Origin of the sequence: Rhizobium sp. RHZ02, from assembly GCF_014851575.1 — a bacterium.
Lineage (GTDB): Bacteria > Pseudomonadota > Alphaproteobacteria > Rhizobiales > Rhizobiaceae > Rhizobium > Rhizobium altiplani.
The window spans coordinates 45,477-61,632 of the sequence record NZ_JACUZX010000002.1; the positions used below are offsets into that span (position 1 = coordinate 45,477).

18 protein-coding genes are annotated in these 16,156 nt (G+C 58.1%); 5 read left to right on the plus strand and 13 right to left on the minus strand.

Annotated features, from left to right (window positions below):
* Window positions 1–27 precede the first annotated feature (27 nt).
* From IB244_RS03140 to IB244_RS03150, 3 genes are all read right to left on the minus strand, one after another.
* Window positions 28–1,305 (minus strand): polyhydroxyalkanoate depolymerase, encoded by a 1,278-nt coding sequence (locus tag IB244_RS03140; protein ID WP_018859414.1) that lies wholly within the window; start codon window positions 1,303–1,305, stop codon window positions 28–30.
* Between the two features lie 205 nt (window positions 1,306–1,510).
* Complete coding sequence (locus IB244_RS03145; RefSeq protein WP_018859413.1) at window positions 1,511–2,353, minus strand: fumarylacetoacetate hydrolase family protein; 843 nt, start codon at window positions 2,351–2,353, stop codon at window positions 1,511–1,513.
* Between the two features lie 95 nt (window positions 2,354–2,448).
* Entirely contained in the window at window positions 2,449–3,402 is a 954-nt protein-coding gene (locus IB244_RS03150; protein ID WP_192303170.1) for a glutathione S-transferase family protein, read from the minus strand.
* 158 nt (window positions 3,403–3,560) lie between these two features.
* Here IB244_RS03150 and IB244_RS03155 point away from each other — a divergent pair, with 158 nt between their 5' ends.
* Both IB244_RS03155 and IB244_RS03160 read left to right on the plus strand, forming a co-directional pair.
* Complete coding sequence (locus IB244_RS03155) at window positions 3,561–3,845, plus strand: DUF2218 domain-containing protein (RefSeq protein ID WP_192303172.1); 285 nt, start codon at window positions 3,561–3,563, stop codon at window positions 3,843–3,845.
* A gap of 18 nt (window positions 3,846–3,863) precedes the next feature.
* Window positions 3,864–4,457, plus strand: coding sequence for a nitroreductase family protein (locus IB244_RS03160; RefSeq protein WP_192303174.1), 594 nt, complete (start codon window positions 3,864–3,866; stop codon window positions 4,455–4,457).
* A 74-nt stretch (window positions 4,458–4,531) separates the two neighbouring features.
* Here the strand turns inward: IB244_RS03160 and gyrB are convergent, their stop codons facing one another.
* The 5 genes from gyrB to IB244_RS03185 all read right to left on the minus strand — a co-directional run bounded on the left by gyrB (window position 4,532) and on the right by IB244_RS03185 (window position 9,854).
* Window positions 4,532–6,967, minus strand: coding sequence for a DNA topoisomerase (ATP-hydrolyzing) subunit B (gene gyrB, locus IB244_RS03165; protein WP_018858961.1), 2,436 nt, complete (start codon window positions 6,965–6,967; stop codon window positions 4,532–4,534).
* A gap of 134 nt (window positions 6,968–7,101) precedes the next feature.
* Window positions 7,102–7,479, minus strand: a complete 378-nt coding sequence (locus tag IB244_RS03170; protein ID WP_192303176.1) for a helix-turn-helix domain-containing protein — start codon at window positions 7,477–7,479, stop codon at window positions 7,102–7,104.
* Window positions 7,476–8,039: a Smr/MutS family protein gene (locus IB244_RS03175; protein WP_025657930.1), complete on the minus strand. Its 564-nt coding sequence runs from the start codon at window positions 8,037–8,039 to the stop codon at window positions 7,476–7,478. The genes IB244_RS03170 and IB244_RS03175 overlap by 4 nt, the downstream gene beginning before the upstream one ends.
* Complete coding sequence (locus IB244_RS03180) at window positions 8,039–9,157, minus strand: murein transglycosylase A (protein ID WP_192303178.1); 1,119 nt, start codon at window positions 9,155–9,157, stop codon at window positions 8,039–8,041. Before IB244_RS03180 ends, IB244_RS03175 begins: the two co-directional genes overlap by 1 nt.
* The gene (locus IB244_RS03185) at window positions 9,150–9,854 is read right to left on the minus strand and encodes a Tim44/TimA family putative adaptor protein (RefSeq protein ID WP_018858957.1); all 705 of its coding nucleotides are present in this window, start codon (window positions 9,852–9,854) and stop codon (window positions 9,150–9,152) included. The genes IB244_RS03180 and IB244_RS03185 overlap by 8 nt, the downstream gene beginning before the upstream one ends.
* Before the next feature lie 124 nt (window positions 9,855–9,978).
* Between IB244_RS03185 and IB244_RS03190 the strand changes: the two genes are divergently transcribed.
* Together IB244_RS03190 and secB are read left to right on the plus strand one after the other, a co-directional pair.
* On the plus strand, window positions 9,979–10,467 hold the full coding sequence (locus tag IB244_RS03190) for an FxsA family protein (protein ID WP_018116317.1): 489 nt from the start codon (window positions 9,979–9,981) through the stop codon (window positions 10,465–10,467).
* Window positions 10,468–10,559: 92 nt separating this feature from the next.
* Window positions 10,560–11,042, plus strand: a complete 483-nt coding sequence (secB, locus tag IB244_RS03195; protein ID WP_016556856.1) for a protein-export chaperone SecB — start codon at window positions 10,560–10,562, stop codon at window positions 11,040–11,042.
* A gap of 57 nt (window positions 11,043–11,099) precedes the next feature.
* On the opposite strand, the gene dnaQ is transcribed toward secB, so the two are convergent.
* The 5 genes from dnaQ to IB244_RS03220 are packed head-to-tail and all read right to left on the minus strand — an operon-like array spanning window position 11,100 to window position 14,716.
* Window positions 11,100–11,810, minus strand: coding sequence for a DNA polymerase III subunit epsilon (gene dnaQ / locus IB244_RS03200; protein WP_018858955.1), 711 nt, complete (start codon window positions 11,808–11,810; stop codon window positions 11,100–11,102).
* Window positions 11,803–12,414, minus strand: coding sequence for a dephospho-CoA kinase (gene coaE / locus IB244_RS03205; RefSeq protein WP_018858954.1), 612 nt, complete (start codon window positions 12,412–12,414; stop codon window positions 11,803–11,805). Before coaE ends, dnaQ begins: the two co-directional genes overlap by 8 nt.
* A complete protein-coding gene (locus IB244_RS03210; RefSeq protein ID WP_018116314.1) occupies window positions 12,414–13,271 on the minus strand; it encodes a shikimate dehydrogenase in 858 nt (285 codons plus the stop codon). The genes coaE and IB244_RS03210 overlap by 1 nt, the downstream gene beginning before the upstream one ends.
* Window positions 13,264–13,863 (minus strand): Maf-like protein, encoded by a 600-nt coding sequence (locus IB244_RS03215; protein WP_113469656.1) that lies wholly within the window; start codon window positions 13,861–13,863, stop codon window positions 13,264–13,266. Before IB244_RS03215 ends, IB244_RS03210 begins: the two co-directional genes overlap by 8 nt.
* A 31-nt stretch (window positions 13,864–13,894) precedes the next feature.
* The gene (locus IB244_RS03220; RefSeq protein ID WP_025657938.1) at window positions 13,895–14,716 is read right to left on the minus strand and encodes a pyruvate, water dikinase regulatory protein; all 822 of its coding nucleotides are present in this window, start codon (window positions 14,714–14,716) and stop codon (window positions 13,895–13,897) included.
* A 426-nt stretch (window positions 14,717–15,142) separates the two neighbouring features.
* Here IB244_RS03220 and hemE point away from each other — a divergent pair, with 426 nt between their 5' ends.
* Window positions 15,143–16,153: a uroporphyrinogen decarboxylase gene (gene hemE, locus IB244_RS03225; protein WP_192303180.1), complete on the plus strand. Its 1,011-nt coding sequence runs from the start codon at window positions 15,143–15,145 to the stop codon at window positions 16,151–16,153.
* Window positions 16,154–16,156: the final 3 nt, after the last annotated feature.

Genomic DNA, 16,156 nt, shown 5'->3' on the forward strand with positions numbered 1-16,156 from the left:
ACAATCGCTAATTCAGAATATACTAAATCAGGCGGATTTTCCGCCCTTGATCACCCGCTTCACCACGGGCTTTCCGGAACGGGCATGTTCCTTCACGAAGCTGATGATCCGCGGCGCAATCTCCCGGCGGAAGCGTGAGCCGTTGAAGACGCCATAGTGGCCGACGTCGGGCTGCAGGTAGTGCATGCGCATGTTGTCGGGGATGTTGACGCAAATGGTCTGCGCAGCCTTTGTCTGGCCGACGCCGGAGATGTCGTCGTTTTCCCCCTCGACGGTGAGAAGTGCCACGTTGCGGATGGCGGCGGGATCGACAAGCTTACCACGGTGGAGCAGCTCGCCCTTCGGCAGCGCGTGCTTGATGAAGACCTGTTCGACCGTCTGAAGGTAGAACTCCGCCGTCAAGTCCATGACCGCGAGGTACTCGTCATAAAAGTCGCGGTGCTTTTCGGCCGGCTCGCCATCGTTCTTCACCAGATGCATGAAGAACTCCTTGTGAGCGATCACGTGCCGATCGAGGTTCATCGACATGAAGCCGGACAACTGCAGGAAGCCGGGATAGACCGGACGCATGAAGCCCGGCTGCGGCCAGGGCACATTCATGATCACATTATCCGCGAACCATTCCAGCGAGCGTTCCTTGGCGAGCTGGTTGACGGCTGTCGGGTTGATGCGCGTGTCGATCGGTCCGCCCATCAGGGTCATCGATGAGGGCGAAAACGGATCGTTCTCCGCTTCCATGAGGGCGACGGCAGCCAAAACCGGCACGGAAGGCTGACAGACGGCAATCACATGCGTATCCGGGCCCAGGAAGCGAAGCATCTCGATGACGTAGTCGATGTAGTCGTCAAAATCGAAGGTGCCTTCCGTCATCGGCACCATGCGCGCATCGATCCAGTCGGTAATGTAAACGTCGGCGCTTGGCAGCAACGCTTCGACCGTGCCGCGCAGCAGTGTCGCGTAGTGGCCCGACATCGGCGCGACGATGAGAATGCGCGGGTCTGGCGCATGGCTGCTTGGAACATTGCGCGCGAAATGGAGCAGATTGCAGAAGGGATGCGACCAGACGATCTCTTCCCGTACGGCCACCTTTCCTTCCTCGACAACAGTGTCATGCAGACCGACGGCCGGTTTGCCGTAGCGTCGGGTCGTCCGCTCGAACATCTCGAGACTAGCCGCCATCGTACGCCCCCAGGGCGTCTGCGAAATCGGATTGAGGGGATTGGCATAGACCATGCGCATGATATCGGCGAAAGCCCGATAAGGCGCCAATGCGGCATGGTTCAATTCATAAAGCTGATAAAACATGAGATGCGCCACCTTTCTCTAACCTGGAAGACGACGCCGATTGAAAGGCATCGGATTCTTTCCAACGACGTGCTGGCACCTCAACGCAGATTAACAGGTTTTTGTTGCGCAGCAACATTGCCATCCGCACCGCAAAAAGAAATGCCGGGGAATTTACCCCCGGCATGATGGTGCGCTCGAATGCTTAATGATCGCAGAACGGACCTTATCGATCAGCCAGGAAGGTCTGCTTCTGCGTACCCAAGCCTTCAATGCCGAGCTCCACGACGTCGCCAGCCTTGAGGAAGCGCGGCGGCTTCATGCCCATGCCGACGCCCGGAGGCGTGCCGGTCGAGATCACGTCGCCCGGATGCAGCGACATGAACTGGCTGAGGTAAGACACCACATGAGCGACACCATAGACCATCGTTTTCGACGAGCCGTTCTGCATGGTTTCGCCGTTGACCTTCAGCCACATGCCAAGATTTTGCGGGTCGGCAATCTCGTCCTTGGTGACGAGCCAGGGTCCGATCGGACCGAATGTGTCGCAGGACTTTCCCTTGGTCCACTGGCCTGCACGTTCCGTCTGGAAGGCGCGCTCCGAAACGTCGTGGGAAACACAGTAGCCGGCAACATAATCAAGCGCTTCGGCTTCGCTGACGTACTTTGCCGTCTTGCCGATGACGACGCCGAGTTCGACTTCCCAATCGGTCTTTTCGGAGCCACGCGGGATCAGGACATTGTCGTTCGGCCCGACGATGGCCGATGTTGCCTTCATGAAGATCACGGGCTCCGGCGGAACAGTCGCGCCGGTTTCAGCAGCGTGATCAGAGAAATTGAGGCCGATGCAGATGAACTTTCCGGTGCCGGCAACGCAGGCGCCAATGCGACCCGAGGCGAGTTCCGGCAGGCTCTTCGGGTCAAGAGCCTTGAGTTTCGACAGGCCCTCGGGCGAAATCGCTTCGCCGCCGATGTCCGAGACGTGCGCTGACAGATCGCGAATCTTGCCATCGGAATCGAGCATGGCCGGTTTCTCGCGACCAACCTCTCCAACACGCATGAGCTTCATAATATTTCCTCCTAAGCAGCATCCACGTTTTGATCACCTATGAACGAGATATTCACCGGTGTCATTATGGCTTTTTGCCGAAGCGGTACGCTGCTTCAGAAAATTTCGCCTAGATCGGGACCCGCAGGCACGATGCTTGTGGGGTTGAGGCTTTCGATCGAGTAGTAGCCGCGCTTTATATGGTCGAAGTTGACGGTCTCGACGACACCGGGCCAATCGAGCATTCGCCGGCAGAAGCGGCGAAGATTCTTGTAATCCGAGAGACGGCGCAAATTGCATTTGAACAGGCCGTGATAAGCGATATCGAAGCGCACGAGCGTGACAAAAAGACGAACGTCACTTTCAGTCGGATGGTCTGCAAACAGGAAGGGCCGATCGCCAAGCTCTGTTTCCACCCAGTCGAGGCACTTGAATACACCGGCAAACGCTTCCTCGTAGGCAAGCTGCGTTGTGGCAAAGCCCGCGCGGTAGACGCCATTGTTGAGGCTCGGATAGATCCGTTCGTTGAAGGCGTCGATCTCGGTGCGACGCGCTGCCGGATAAAGGTCGATCGGATTGCGAGCAAGATCGCCGAAACCTTCGTTCATCATCCGCAGGATATCAGCCGACTCGTTGTTGACGATCGTCTGCAACTGCTTATCCCAAAGCACGGGCACGGTTGCGCGGCCGGTAAAGTCGCGTGCCGCACTCGTATAGATCTCGTGCATATACGTTGCGCCGTGAATGTGATCCTGCGTGGCGCCCGGATAGTCGCCGAACCGCCAGCCCTGCTTCGTCAATACCGGCTCGACGACTGAAACCGAGATGGCCGATTCCAGCCCTTTCAGCTTTCGACTGATCAGCGTCCGCGATGCCCAAGGGCAGATATAGGCCACGTAAAGATGATAACGTCCTGCCTCGGCCTTGAAGCCGCCCTCTCCCGAAGGGCCCACGGCGCCGTCCGGGGTGACCCAATTGCGGAAGCTGGAGATCTGACGGACAAAGCCGCCCCTCTCGTCCTTCGCCTGAACCGGCTGCCAATCTTCCGTCCATTTTCCGTTTACGAGCAAGGCGTTTTTCCTCTGACGCTGATTTTGGGGGAACTTAGCGCGCCTTTACGCGCGTGGGAGGCCACTATTGTTGAAACAGACTGTGCACCACCGGAGATGGCGGAGTTGCTTGCCAAACGCATCGGATGGGGCCTAAGGAAGGCAGGAAGGAGCTTGATATGCCTGTTTCGACCTCGACTGTCGCCACCGAACACGCCAGCAAGTATCTCCAACAGCTCTGCAAACACTGGAGCCACAAGTTTACCGTGGAATTCACGGCGAAAAACGGGCGTGTACCCTTCAGTGATACCGCCGAAGTCACGTTTTCAGCCGATCACGCGGCGCTTTATATGAGATTGTCGGCCGCTGACCCGGCCCAGATAGAGCGATACGAGAATGTCGTTGCCGACCACCTGAAGCGATTTGCTTTCCGCGAAGAACTCCACATCACCTGGAATGCCTGAACAGCACTTGGAAGAGCCATGACAAAGAGCAATAGCCGTGAATCCCAATATTCGATCGACCCCTTGTTTCTCGAGCGCTGGTCACCGCGTGCTTTCACCGGCGAAGTGATCGATGAATCGGAGCTCCTGACGATACTGGACGCCGCGCATTGGGCACCGTCGTCCGCGAACCAGCAGCCGTGGCGCTTCATCTATGCGCTCAAAGGTTCTGAGGACTGGGACAAGTTCGTTGGTCTCCTCGTCGAGTCAAATCAAGAGTGGGCAAAGAACGCCTCGGCGCTGATCTACGTCGTCTCAAGAGGCTTCAGCGGCGACTTCTCCGAAGGCAAGAAAAGCTACACACACTCGTTCGACGCTGGCACTGCTTGGGGTTATCTCGCGCTTCAGGCCCGGCTTTCGGGTTTCTACGCTCACGGGATGGGCGGCATCAAGCACGAAGAGATCCAGCAAACTTTTGCTATTCCCGAGGGTTACCGGGTGGAGGCGGGGGTCGCGTTGGGACGTCTTGCCGATAAGAGCGTCCTTTCGGAGCGGAACCAGGAGCGGGAAGTTCCGAGCCAGCGCAAGCCTCTTTCAGAGGTCGCCTTCCGCGGCAAGTTTATCGCCAACTAGTTCTCACGCAAAAGCCCCGCGTCGACGCGCGGGGCTTTTTTATGCGGCCTCTAGGCGGAAACGAGCTCCGCTCGCTAGATATCGAGGTTTGCAACGTTCAGCGCGTTGTCCTGGATGAACTCCCTGCGAGGTTCGACTTCGTCACCCATCAGGCGTGCGAACAAGCCGTCAGCGTCCGTTGCATCGGCAACCTTCACCTGCAGCAGCGAACGAACGTTCGGATCGAGCGTGGTTTCCCAGAGCTGCTCGGCATTCATCTCACCGAGGCCTTTGTAACGCTGCATCGTCAGACCCTTGCGGCCGCTCGCAAAAATCGCGTCCAGCAGTGCCCGTGGTCCGGAAATCTCGACATCACCGTCGCGTCGGGAGAGTGACGGAGGCGCCTGATAGATGTCCTTCAAGCGAGCCGACAGCTGATCGAGAAGCCGCGCGTCCTGCGAGCCGATCAACGCCATGTCGAGAACGACAACTTCCTTCACGCCGCGCACCATACGCTCAAGTTTGATGCCGCCTTCGCTCGTGAGGCCCCCTTCCCAACCGCGCTCTGTCTCTTCGGCAATCAGGTCAAGACGTCTGGCGACTTCACCGGCGAGCTGTTCAGCTCTCGAGCGGTCGCTAACGGCTTCAGCATTGAGAGCACCAGCAATTGCTGCCTGTTCGACGGCAGCGCGATTGTAGCGCGAGTGCAGATTGTCAAGGAGCGCGCGGAGGCGCAACGCATCGCTAATCACCTCGCCAAGATCCTGGCCGGTCCTCACTTCGCCGCTGCCGAGTTTTAAGGCAGCATCTTCGAGACCCTGGCCGACTAGGTAGTCCTCAAGGGCCTTCTCGTTCTTCACGTACTGGATCGATTTGCCGCGCGAGACCTTATAAAGCGGCGGCTGGGCGATGTAGAGATGGCCACGCTCGATCAGTTCCGGCATCTGGCGGAAGAAGAAGGTCAACAGCAGCGTACGAATGTGGGCGCCGTCGACATCAGCGTCCGTCATGATGATGATCTTGTGGTAGCGCAGCTTTTCGGCATTGAACTCGTCCTTGCCGATGCCTGTGCCGAGCGCGGTAATCAGTGTACCGATTTCCTGGCTGGACAGCATCTTGTCGAAGCGAGCACGCTCGACGTTGAGGATCTTGCCACGCAGCGGCAGGATCGCCTGGTTCTCGCGCGAACGCCCCTGCTTGGCCGATCCACCCGCCGAATCGCCCTCGACAAGAAAGACTTCGGATTTGGCCGGATCGCGCTCCGAGCAATCGGCGAGCTTGCCGGGCAGAGAGGCAATGTCGAGAGCGCCCTTACGACGCGTCAACTCACGCGCCTTACGGGCCGCTTCGCGCGCCGCGGCGGCTTCGACCACCTTGCCGACCAGAACCTTAGCTTCCGTCGGATGCTCTTCCAGCCACGTGCTCAGCGCTTCGCTGACGAGGTTCTCGACAACGGGGCGAACTTCCGAGGAAACCAGCTTGTCCTTGGTCTGCGACGAAAACTTCGGATCCGGCACCTTGACGGAAAGAACGGCGGTCAGGCCTTCGCGGCAATCGTCACCGGTCAGCGTCACCTTTTCCTTCTTCGTGATGCCCGACGTATCGGCGTAGGAGGTGATCTGGCGGGTCAACGCGGCGCGGAAGCCGGCCATGTGCGTGCCGCCATCGCGCTGCGGAATGTTATTGGTGAAGCACAGGACGTTCTCGTGGTAGCTGTCGTTCCACCACATTGCGACTTCGACCGTAATCCCATCCTTCTCGCCACGGATTGCCACCGGCTTGTCGACAAGCGGCTTCTTGGCGCGGTCGAGATAGGAAACAAAGGCCTCCAGGCCGCCGTCGTAGAGCATCTCTTCCTGCTTGATGTCCGAATGACGCTTGTCGCTCAGAAGGATGCGAACGCCCGAATTCAGGAAGGCGAGCTCGCGAAGACGATGCTCCAACGTGGCGTAGTCGAATTCGGTCATCGTGAAGGTTTCAGTGCTCGGCATGAAGCTGACTTCGGTGCCGGTTTCATCACCAGCGTCGCCAATCACCTTCAACGGCGCATCGGCTACGCCGTGCGTGAAACTCATTTCATGAATCTTGCCTTGACGGCGGATCTTCAGCCTCAGCCAGACGGAGAGCGCGTTGACGACAGAAACACCAACGCCGTGCAGACCACCGGAAACCTTGTAGGAGTTCTGGTCGAACTTACCGCCGGCGTGCAGCTGGGTCATGATGACCTCGGCTGCCGACACGCCTTCGCCGGTATGAATGTCCGTCGGGATGCCGCGGCCGTTGTCGGTAACGGTGACCGACCCATCGGGATTGAGCGTCACGGTCACGATATCGGCGTGGCCTGCGAGCGCTTCATCGATCGCGTTGTCGACGACTTCATAAACCATGTGATGAAGACCCGAGCCATCATCGGTGTCACCGATATACATACCCGGGCGCTTACGCACTGCATCAAGGCCCTTCAGAACCTTGATCGAGTCTGCGCCATATTCGGTACTAACGCCGTTTTCCGTCGTGGGTATATCGGTCATACTTTTCGAGAATTTCCCTGTTGTCGGGGCTGAAGTGAGACTTGCGAATCACCTGCCTTATACATGCCAGAATATAGGGTTTTTGATCCAAGTTCCCAATGCCAGCGCGCTTAAACTGGCCATAAATCAGGGGATTATGACCGTTTTCCGTCCGCTTTTCCGCCGTTTTTAAGAATGCTTGTCAGTTGGTCAAGCGTTGTTTGGTCGAGATCGCGAATGCGACCCGCCAGGAGGTTCGCAAAAGCGGTATGTTCGGCCGATAAACCCGATGTATCGACGACCACGCGAGGGTCCGAAGAACGGGCCAAAAGGAAGAGTTCTTCGGCCTCATCCCAGATGATGTTGAAGTAGCCGGCGATCCGCTGGAGCAGATCGAAGGTCGGCAAGCCGCGCCTTCCATGTTCGAGGGCCGACAGATAGGCCGGGGACACATTGAGGGCTGCCGCCATCTGCTTCTGCGAGACACCCTTGCGCTCTCGCAGCTTGCGGACGGCCTCACCGAACGGCGTCACGATCTCTCTCCATGCCGGCGCGACAGCCGGATATACAGGGCGCCTTCGCCTCCGTGATGGTGGGCTGCTGTTTCATAGGACGAGATGAAATACCGAAACTCCGGCTTCGAGAACCACATCGGGACGGCGCGTTTCAGGGCGCCTTCGCTGCCAAGCGAACTGCCCTTACCGGTGATCACAAGCACATGCCTCATCCCTCGTTCATGAGCTCGCATGAGGAACTCGAGCAGCAATATATGCGCTTCGCTCTGGACCAGCCCATGCAGGTCGATCCGGGCTTCCAATGGCACGCGGCCCTTGGCGATCTTGCGCTTGACCGGCCTTTCGAGCGGGTGATGGATACCCGAGCGTGTTTTGGAAACAACCGGGACAGTGGGCCCGGCATCAGTTTCGGAAGGTCGCTTCGCGGCGGCGGCCGTTTGCTGTTCAACCTCCACCTCTGTCAGAAAGGCATCGAGCTCGGCTAGCTGATCCTTCTTGCCGGGCATTGGACGCGTGCTCCGTGCCACCTTGCCCCAGAGTATCCTTTCATCCGTGTTGAGCTTCCGGTCTCGAGCCATCAGGCGAACCTCGCGGCGGCGGCATTCGGAAGCAGAATGACGAAGTCGGCGTCGTGGCGCACTGTTCCAGCGAGCTCTCCTGCATCATCCCCTGACCCGGTGAAAATATCACCCCTCGCCGGACCGACGATGGCAGAGCCCGTGTCGAGAGCCAGCATCACTCGCGCGAACGGCTTGTCGCCATCGAGATGGACAAGATTCTCGGACCGAATGAAAAACGGGAAGCCAAAAGTATGGATGAGCCGATCGACGGCGAGCGAACGGCCGGCAATCAGCGGCACTTTTGCTGCGGCCACGGGCCCGGCGTTCAGATCTGCGCTCGGGACTTCGCGGAAGAAAATGTAGGAGCGATTGTGCCACAGGACCTCATCCACCTGCCGAGGATGGTCGCCGAGCCAGCGCCGAATAGTCTGCATCGAAATCTCGGATCGTTCGATTTCCCCGCGCTCGATGAGTAGCTTGCCGATCGCCGAGAAAGGATGTCCCGCCTTTGCCGCATAGGTGATGCGTCCAACCCTGCCATGAGGATAGCGCAAACGCGCCGCACCTTGAACATGGACGAAGAAGACGTCGACCTTCGACATTGCCCAGGCAATCTCCAATCCCCTGCCCGCCAGGAAGCCTTCATCGATTGCCCGCCGATCCGGGTAGGCTTCAATGCCATCGGAGGTCAGCCGGCCGAAAGCGTAGCTGTCCGGCAGACCCACAGGGCGATTACCCTCATCAAGGTCGATCAGGTCTTCGGGGCGGCGATAGAAGGGAAAGCGATACTCATCATCCGGCACGGCCGAGACCATAATCTCAGGCTCGTAGAAAGCGGTGACGAAGCCCGGATTGCCGTCGATGCGACGAATTCTGAAGGGTCGACAGTGGGATTGGAAGAAGGTTCGGGCATCGGCTGCCGACGAGATATTCTCGCTGCGCGCTGCTTCAAGCAACGGTAGAAGGTCCTGAGCCGTCAGGCCGAGCGAGCCCGTCCGATACGGCTTGATGTCAATGACCTGCCGCCGGCATGCTTCCATCGCTTCAAAAAGGCTGGAAGGATCATCATCCTTCCAGCCTTGCAGATCGTCAAAGCTTATTGCTTGAAGGGCAAAGCCCGGAGTGTCTTCACTCATGTTCCGATTCGGTGGCCACGAGTTTCCAGTTGGGATCGCGGGAGCGGGTATCGCGCGCAAACGTCCAGAGATCATTGACCTCGGCAACGTTCTCCGCGTCGCCATCGATGAGCTTATCGACCTTGTCGTAAGTGGCGGAAATCAACTGGCTGACGATACGAACGGTAATCTGCACCTCCGTGCCCTTAATCTCGGTGCTGGCGATTTCCGCCTTGTCGATGCCGACGAAGGTCGATTTCACCTTCTCGCCTTTGGACTCGCGCTCGGTAATGGCTGCGTCGAAGCCGTCATAGACTTCACGCGACAGCAGGTTCTTCAGCGTCTTACGATCGCCGTCCGCAAACGCCATCACGATCATCTCATAGGCCATGCGGGCGCCATTGACGAATTCCTTCGGATTGAAGGAAGCGTCTGCCTTGTTGATTTCGCGCAGCGATTCATTGAGTGAGGTGCCGGCTGGTGCGAAAGCATCGATTGCCGCAAAGCGATCGTCTTCCTCAGTCGCTGCGTCACGGCGCGGCAGGGTCACCACTTTCCCGGCATCAGGAGAATCAGGTCCAACGGCATCCCGCGGCGTATAAAGATCGCGCGGGGGTTTCTCATTGCCCGTACGGCGGCCGAGGACGCTGCGCAGCTGCAAAAAAATCAGCACCGCCGCCACAAGAAAAAACAATGTGATGAAGTCGTTTGAACCCATATCCCGCCGCTGCCGCTGTTAACATCCCTGATTTGTACTCCCATATAGTCCGCCTATACAGATGATTCAAATAGGGTCGACAACGCGACCCTCCAACGGAGTCCGGCTCAGCCGGAATAAAACGATGCCCTTGAAGATCCTGCCTGGTTTTCTGCTGCTGCTTCCGCTCGCCGAGATTGCCGGTTTCGTGCTTGTCGGAAAGGCGATCGGGCTTTGGCCGACGCTGGCGCTTGTCATATTGAGCTTCATGGTGGGCATGGGCCTGCTCAGGCGCCAGGGCATCGGGATTCTCCGCCGTATGTCTGCGGAGGGGCGAAACGGCATGGTGCCGGGGCGCGAGCTGCTTCGACCGGCGATGTTCGTGATCGCTTCCCTGTTGCTGATGATCCCCGGCTTCATCACCGACATCGTGGCTTTGTTGATCTTCATTCCGGCTGTGCGCGATCTTGCCTGGCAATATATCAGCCGCCGTTTCGTCGTCGTCGGCTCAACGAGCGGCTTCGACACGTCGAGCCGCCCCAAGGACTCCAAGATCGTCGACCTCGACGACGAGGATTATCGACGCGAACCCAACGACAACTCTCCCTGGTCAGGGAAGCATCTCGGCAAGTGAGGAACCGTCCCCGCCGGCCGACTGGCCCAGGGTTGTAACACTATGCCCGAAATGATAGAGCGGCACCATCCAATGCCCTCGAGGAAAAGCCAATGGCCGACGAAAACAGCAATAACGGTGCAACGAGCCCGAGCCTTACCATCCTTGCGCAGTACACCAAGGATCTCTCTTTCGAAAATCCGGGTGCTCCGCGTTCGCTGCAGGCGCGTGACAAGGCTCCGGCCATCAATATCAATGTCAACGTCAACGCCAATCCGCTCTCCGATACGGATTTCGATGTCGTTCTGTCTCTGAACGCCGAAGCCAAGGATGGCGACAAAACGGTATTCCATACCGAACTCGTCTATGGCGGCGTCTTCCGGATTGCCGGGTTCCCGCAGGAGCACATGCTGCCGGTTCTCTTCATCGAGTGCCCGCGCATGCTGTTCCCGTTCGCACGTCAGATCATTGCCGACGTCACGCGCAATGGCGGCTTCCCGCCCCTGATGATCGATCCGATCGATTTCTCTCAGATGTTTGCGCAGCGGGTTGCCGAAGAGCAGGCCCGTGCCAAGGTACAGGCAACCACGAACTAACAGTTCGCGCATAGCACGCTGCCACAAAATGAAATGCCCGGGTCGCCCCGGGCATTTTTAGTTTGCGAGATCGTATTTTCCCCAGACGCCCTTCGCGCCGAGTTTGGCAATCAGCGCGTCATGGGCTTGCTGCTCTGCTTCGCTGAGACGTGGCGCAAGGGGCCGCGGACGCACAAGCGTCCCGATAATAATCTCCTCCACCAAGCTTTCCTGACCTGCCGAATTACTCGCGACGGTGCCGAGGCCAAGGGCGGCCTGACGACCACCGATCATCTCGATGTAGACATCGGCCAGCAGTTCGGAGTCGAGAAGCGCGCCGTGCTTCGTTCGATGCGTATTATCGATGCCATAGCGGCGGCAAAGTGCATCGAGGGAGTTGGGTCCCATCGGATGCTTGCGGCGCGCCATCGACAGCGTATCGAGCACGCGGTCGGGCAGGATCGGCGGCAAATCGAGCCTTGCGAGCTCAGCGTTTATAAAGCCCATATCGAACGTGGCGTTATGCGCGATCCACTTCGCGTCGCCAAAGAAGTCGATAATTTGCTGCGCAACATCTGCGAACGAAGGCTTGTCCTTCAAAAACTCATCGGTGATGCCGTGCACGGCAAGCGCGTCCGGGTGCACTTTCTGGTCGCCCGGATTGATGTAGATGTGGAGCGTATTCCCAGTCGGAAAATGATTGAAAAGCTCGATGCCGCCGATCTCGATAATGCGGTCCACACGGTTATCCAGGCCCGTGGTTTCCGTATCGAAAATGATTTCACGCATTCAGGAAGTCCCCGCTGGTGAGCCGCCGCTTCAGATCCGAGACGATCTCGGCGACCCGTTTTCTGGCCGTTTCGATGCTATGCGCGGTATCGATCACATAATCGGCTCTTGCGCGCTTTTCCGCATCCGGCGTCTGGCGCGCAAGAATCATATCGAATTTTTCCACTGTCATGCCTGGCCGCGCAAGTACGCGTTCGCGCTGTATCTGTGGATCACAGCTAACGACCACGATCACATCGACCCTGCTCTCGGCTCCTGTTTCGAACAACAGCGGGATATCGAGCAGCACCATCGGCGAGCCACGCTGCCGCTCGCGTTCGATGAATTCTGCTTCACGTTTCCTCACGAGCGGGTGGACGATGGCTTCAAGGCGCTTGAACCCGTCGGCACTTCCAGCCAGCTGGCGAGCCAGTTCCTGCCGATCGACGGCACCCTCTTTCATGGTTCCGGGAAAGGCAGCATCGACAAGGGGCGCCGCCTCCCCCGCATAAAGATCATGGACGACGGCATCGGAATCATTCACAGGCACCCCCGCTTCTGCGAAGAGCTTTCCCATTGTTGATTTGCCCATTCCAATCGAGCCGGTCAGTCCGATCCGCAACATCAGTGCTTGTCCATATCCTCGATAATCAGCGCGCGCAGCTTGTCATCAACCTTCGGGCGATGCCCGAACCATTTCTCAAAACCTGGAACGGCCTGATGCAACAGCATGCCGAGACCATCGACAACGGCAAATCCTTGCCGTTCGGCTTGGACAAGGAAAGGAGTCTTCAGGGGGACGTAGACGATATCCGTTACGACGGCATCGGAGAGCAGGGGCGAAAAATCGATCTCCGGCGCATCCTCGCCGTCCATGCCAAGCGAAGTCGTGTTCACGAAAAGGCCGGCGCCGTGCATGACTTCCGCCAGGGCTGCCATCGAATGCGCTTTTACGCTCGAGCCAAACCTATCCGCCAATTCCTGAGCGCGTCCGACCGTCCTGTTGACCAGATGAATTTCCTTGATGCCCCGATCGCGCAGCGCCTGAATGATGGCGCGGCTCGCACCGCCGGCACCGAGGACCACGGCCGAGTGCGCCTTGTCCCAGCCAAGATGACGCTCGTCCAGATTTGCGGTGAAGCCGCCTCCATCCGTGTTCGTCGCTTTGAGCCGGCCCCCCTCCATCCAAAGCGTATTGGATGCACCAAGCTCTTTAGAAAGCGCGTCTGGATCGTCAGCGAGTTTGAACGCCATTTCCTTGTGCGGGATCGTGACGTTGCCGCCTAGGAAGCCAGCCTGGCCGCTCTTCAGCAATGCGATAAAGGCTGGAAAATCGGCTGGTGCGACTTCATGGGCGCGATACGATCCCGGTAGTCCGAGTGTCTTGAGCCAATAGCCATGGATCAGAGGCGACCGGGAGTGTTTGACAGGAAATCCCGTGACGAAAGCCCGCGGCCCAAATGTTTCACGTGAATCATCCATCAATCGCACCCAATTCTCTCAACTTTTCCAACAGAGGTAGCATCGGTAATCCCAGGATTGTAAAATAGTCCCCGTCGATCCGCGAAAACAATTGAAGCCCCTCCCCCTCGAGTTGGTAAGCGCCGACGCTCGTGAGTGCCCTCTCTCCGACGCGCTTCAAATGCCGCTGGATAAAATCCGCATCCAGCGGACGCATCGTCAGCTCAGCGTGTGAAACATGCTCCCAGACGATGTCGCCGTCGTAGGCGATCGCGATCGCACTGTTCAACCGGTGCGTCTGGCCCGACAGTATGCGAAGGTGGTTCTCCGCATCAGCCATATCCCTGGGCTTATGAAAGGTCTGCGGGCCAAGAGACATCGTTTGGTCCGAGCCGATCACTAGGCAGGCCGGATACCGATCACTGACTTCTTTCGCCTTCGCCTTGGCGAGAACGAGGGCCACGGCATCCGGTGTTGCGCCTTCTCGTTCGAGCGGCGCTTCGACCGACCGCTCGTCAATATGAGCCGCATGAACCTCGAAGGTGAGGCCGGCATTTTGCATCAACATGCGACGGAACGGGCTGGAGGATGCGAGGATAAGCTTCGGTGTCATGGAGCCTCGAACAGGTTTGGTGCGGCAGCGCTTAACGCAGCTTCGGACGGAGAGCAACAATCGCCGCCGCGGTCTCTTCGATGGAGCGGCGCGTCACGTCGATGAGTGGCCAATTGTGCCGGGCGCAGAGCGACCGTGCGTATTTCAACTCCTCCGATATGGCGGCTCGGTCCGTGTATTGCCCGCGATCAAAACCGGGTGTCGCTCCGAGGATACGGTTCTCCCGGACCTGAGAGATGCGATCGGTGGTAGCGATCAGACAGACGATCAAGGGTTTGGTGGTCGCGAACAGGCTTTCCGGGAGCGGCACGCCATAGACGACGGGGATGTTGGCGGTCTTGATACCACGATTGGCGAGGTAGATGCTCGTCGGCGTTTTCGACGTCCGACTGATGCCGAGAATCACGACGTCGGCGTCATTGTAGTCATCGGGCATCTGGCCGTCGTCGTGATCCATCGTGAAATTGAGCGCTTCGATGCGAGCGAAATAGCCGGCATTCATCACATGCTGGGCACCGACACGCCGGCGTGACGGTGCGCCAAGATAGATCTGAAAGGCGTCCATGACGGGCTCGAGCACGTTCACGGAAGCGACACCCATCTCCGCACAGCGCTGATCGACCAACGTCGCGAGTTCACGGTCAACGATCGTATAGAGAACGATCCCAGGCTGACTATCAATCGTCTGCAGAACCTGCAGAAGCTGCTTGCGATTTCGGACCAGCGGATAGACGTGTTCGATCGGCTGAGCGGATTTGAATTGTGCCGACGCGGCGCGCCCGGCCGAAATCAACGTTTCGCCGGTCGAGTCAGAAATCAGATGCAGATGGAAGAAGTTCGTGCGGTTCTCCACGCTATTTTCCGGGGCCTGTTGAAAAGACTGGACAACGGAGAGCTAAGAGACGCGGCACGGGTAAGGCAAGGGAAAACATGCCGCCTTTTCCACAAATGGAATTTCGTTGGAGCTGCTAAACGCGCTTTGTTGGTTCTGTGGACAGCTTCTGAAAGTTCCGCGCCTTTCCAAGGCTTTTCCACAGTTCAACGCCAAAAGGCTGCCTTTTATTTGATTGGAATCATTTGCGTTTTCTTAGTTATCCACGATATCAGCTTGATAAGCTGTTATTCGGTCCATTGGAATCGGCGATGGCGCGACAAAACGCTCCGGCCGTGGACAGATTTTAATCCTTGATAGAAACAGACTCTAAGAAATAGAAACCTTTTAAAATATCTTTGTATTTTTATAGGGAAGAAGCGCGTGGGTGAAAGCGGTCGGAAAATCATGAGAGTCTTGGACGGCGAAACGCTCAGTCCTCCTCCAATCTGGCTGATGAGACAGGCGGGACGATATCTCCCCGAGTACAGAGAAACGCGCGCGAAAGCCGGGAGTTTCCTTGACCTCTGTTATACGCCTGATCGCGCAGTTGAGGTAACGCTCCAACCTATCCGCCGTTATGGCTTTGATGCAGCCATCCTCTTCTCGGATATCCTTGTGATTCCGGATGCGATGAAGCGCAACGTTCGCTTCACGGAAGGACATGGACCGGAAATGGATCCGATCGACGAAGCTGGCATCGACGGGATCGAGACAGAGCATGTCATCGCCTACCTGAAGCCGGTTCTGGAAACGGTGGAGCGCCTGCGACGGGAACTGCCTTCCGAGACGACCCTGCTCGGTTTCTGCGGCGCACCGTGGACGGTTGCGACTTATATGATCGCTGGCCATGGAACGCCTGACCAGGCTCCAGCGCGGCTATTTGCCTACAAGTATCCGAAGGCCTTCGAACGCTTGCTTGCAGTCCTGGCCGAGGTGTCGGCCGATTATTTGGTCGCGCAGATCGACGCGGGTGCCGATGCCGTGCAGATTTTCGATTCCTGGGCTGGTGTTCTCGGCGAGCGGGAATTCGAGGCTTTCGCCGTGAAGCCTGTTGCACGGATGATCGCGTCTATCAAGGCGCGGCGTCCGAACGCTCGAGTGATTGCCTTTGCCAAAGGCGCTGGGTTCCTGCTGAGAGATTACCGGCAGAAGACGAAGGCTGATGCGATCGGGCTCGACTGGTCGGTGCCTTTGGATTTTGCCGCGGAGCTGCAGAAGGACGGAGCCGTGCAAGGCAATCTTGATCCGATGCGTGTGGTCGCCGGCGGTGCGGCGCTGTCGGAGGGGATCAATGATATTCTCGACAAGCTCGGCAATGGTCCGCTGATATTCAATCTCGGTCACGGGATCACGCCACAGGCGGACCCTCGGAACGTGGCGCTGCTCGTCGAGCAGGTCCGCGGTTGGAGACGCTAGCAC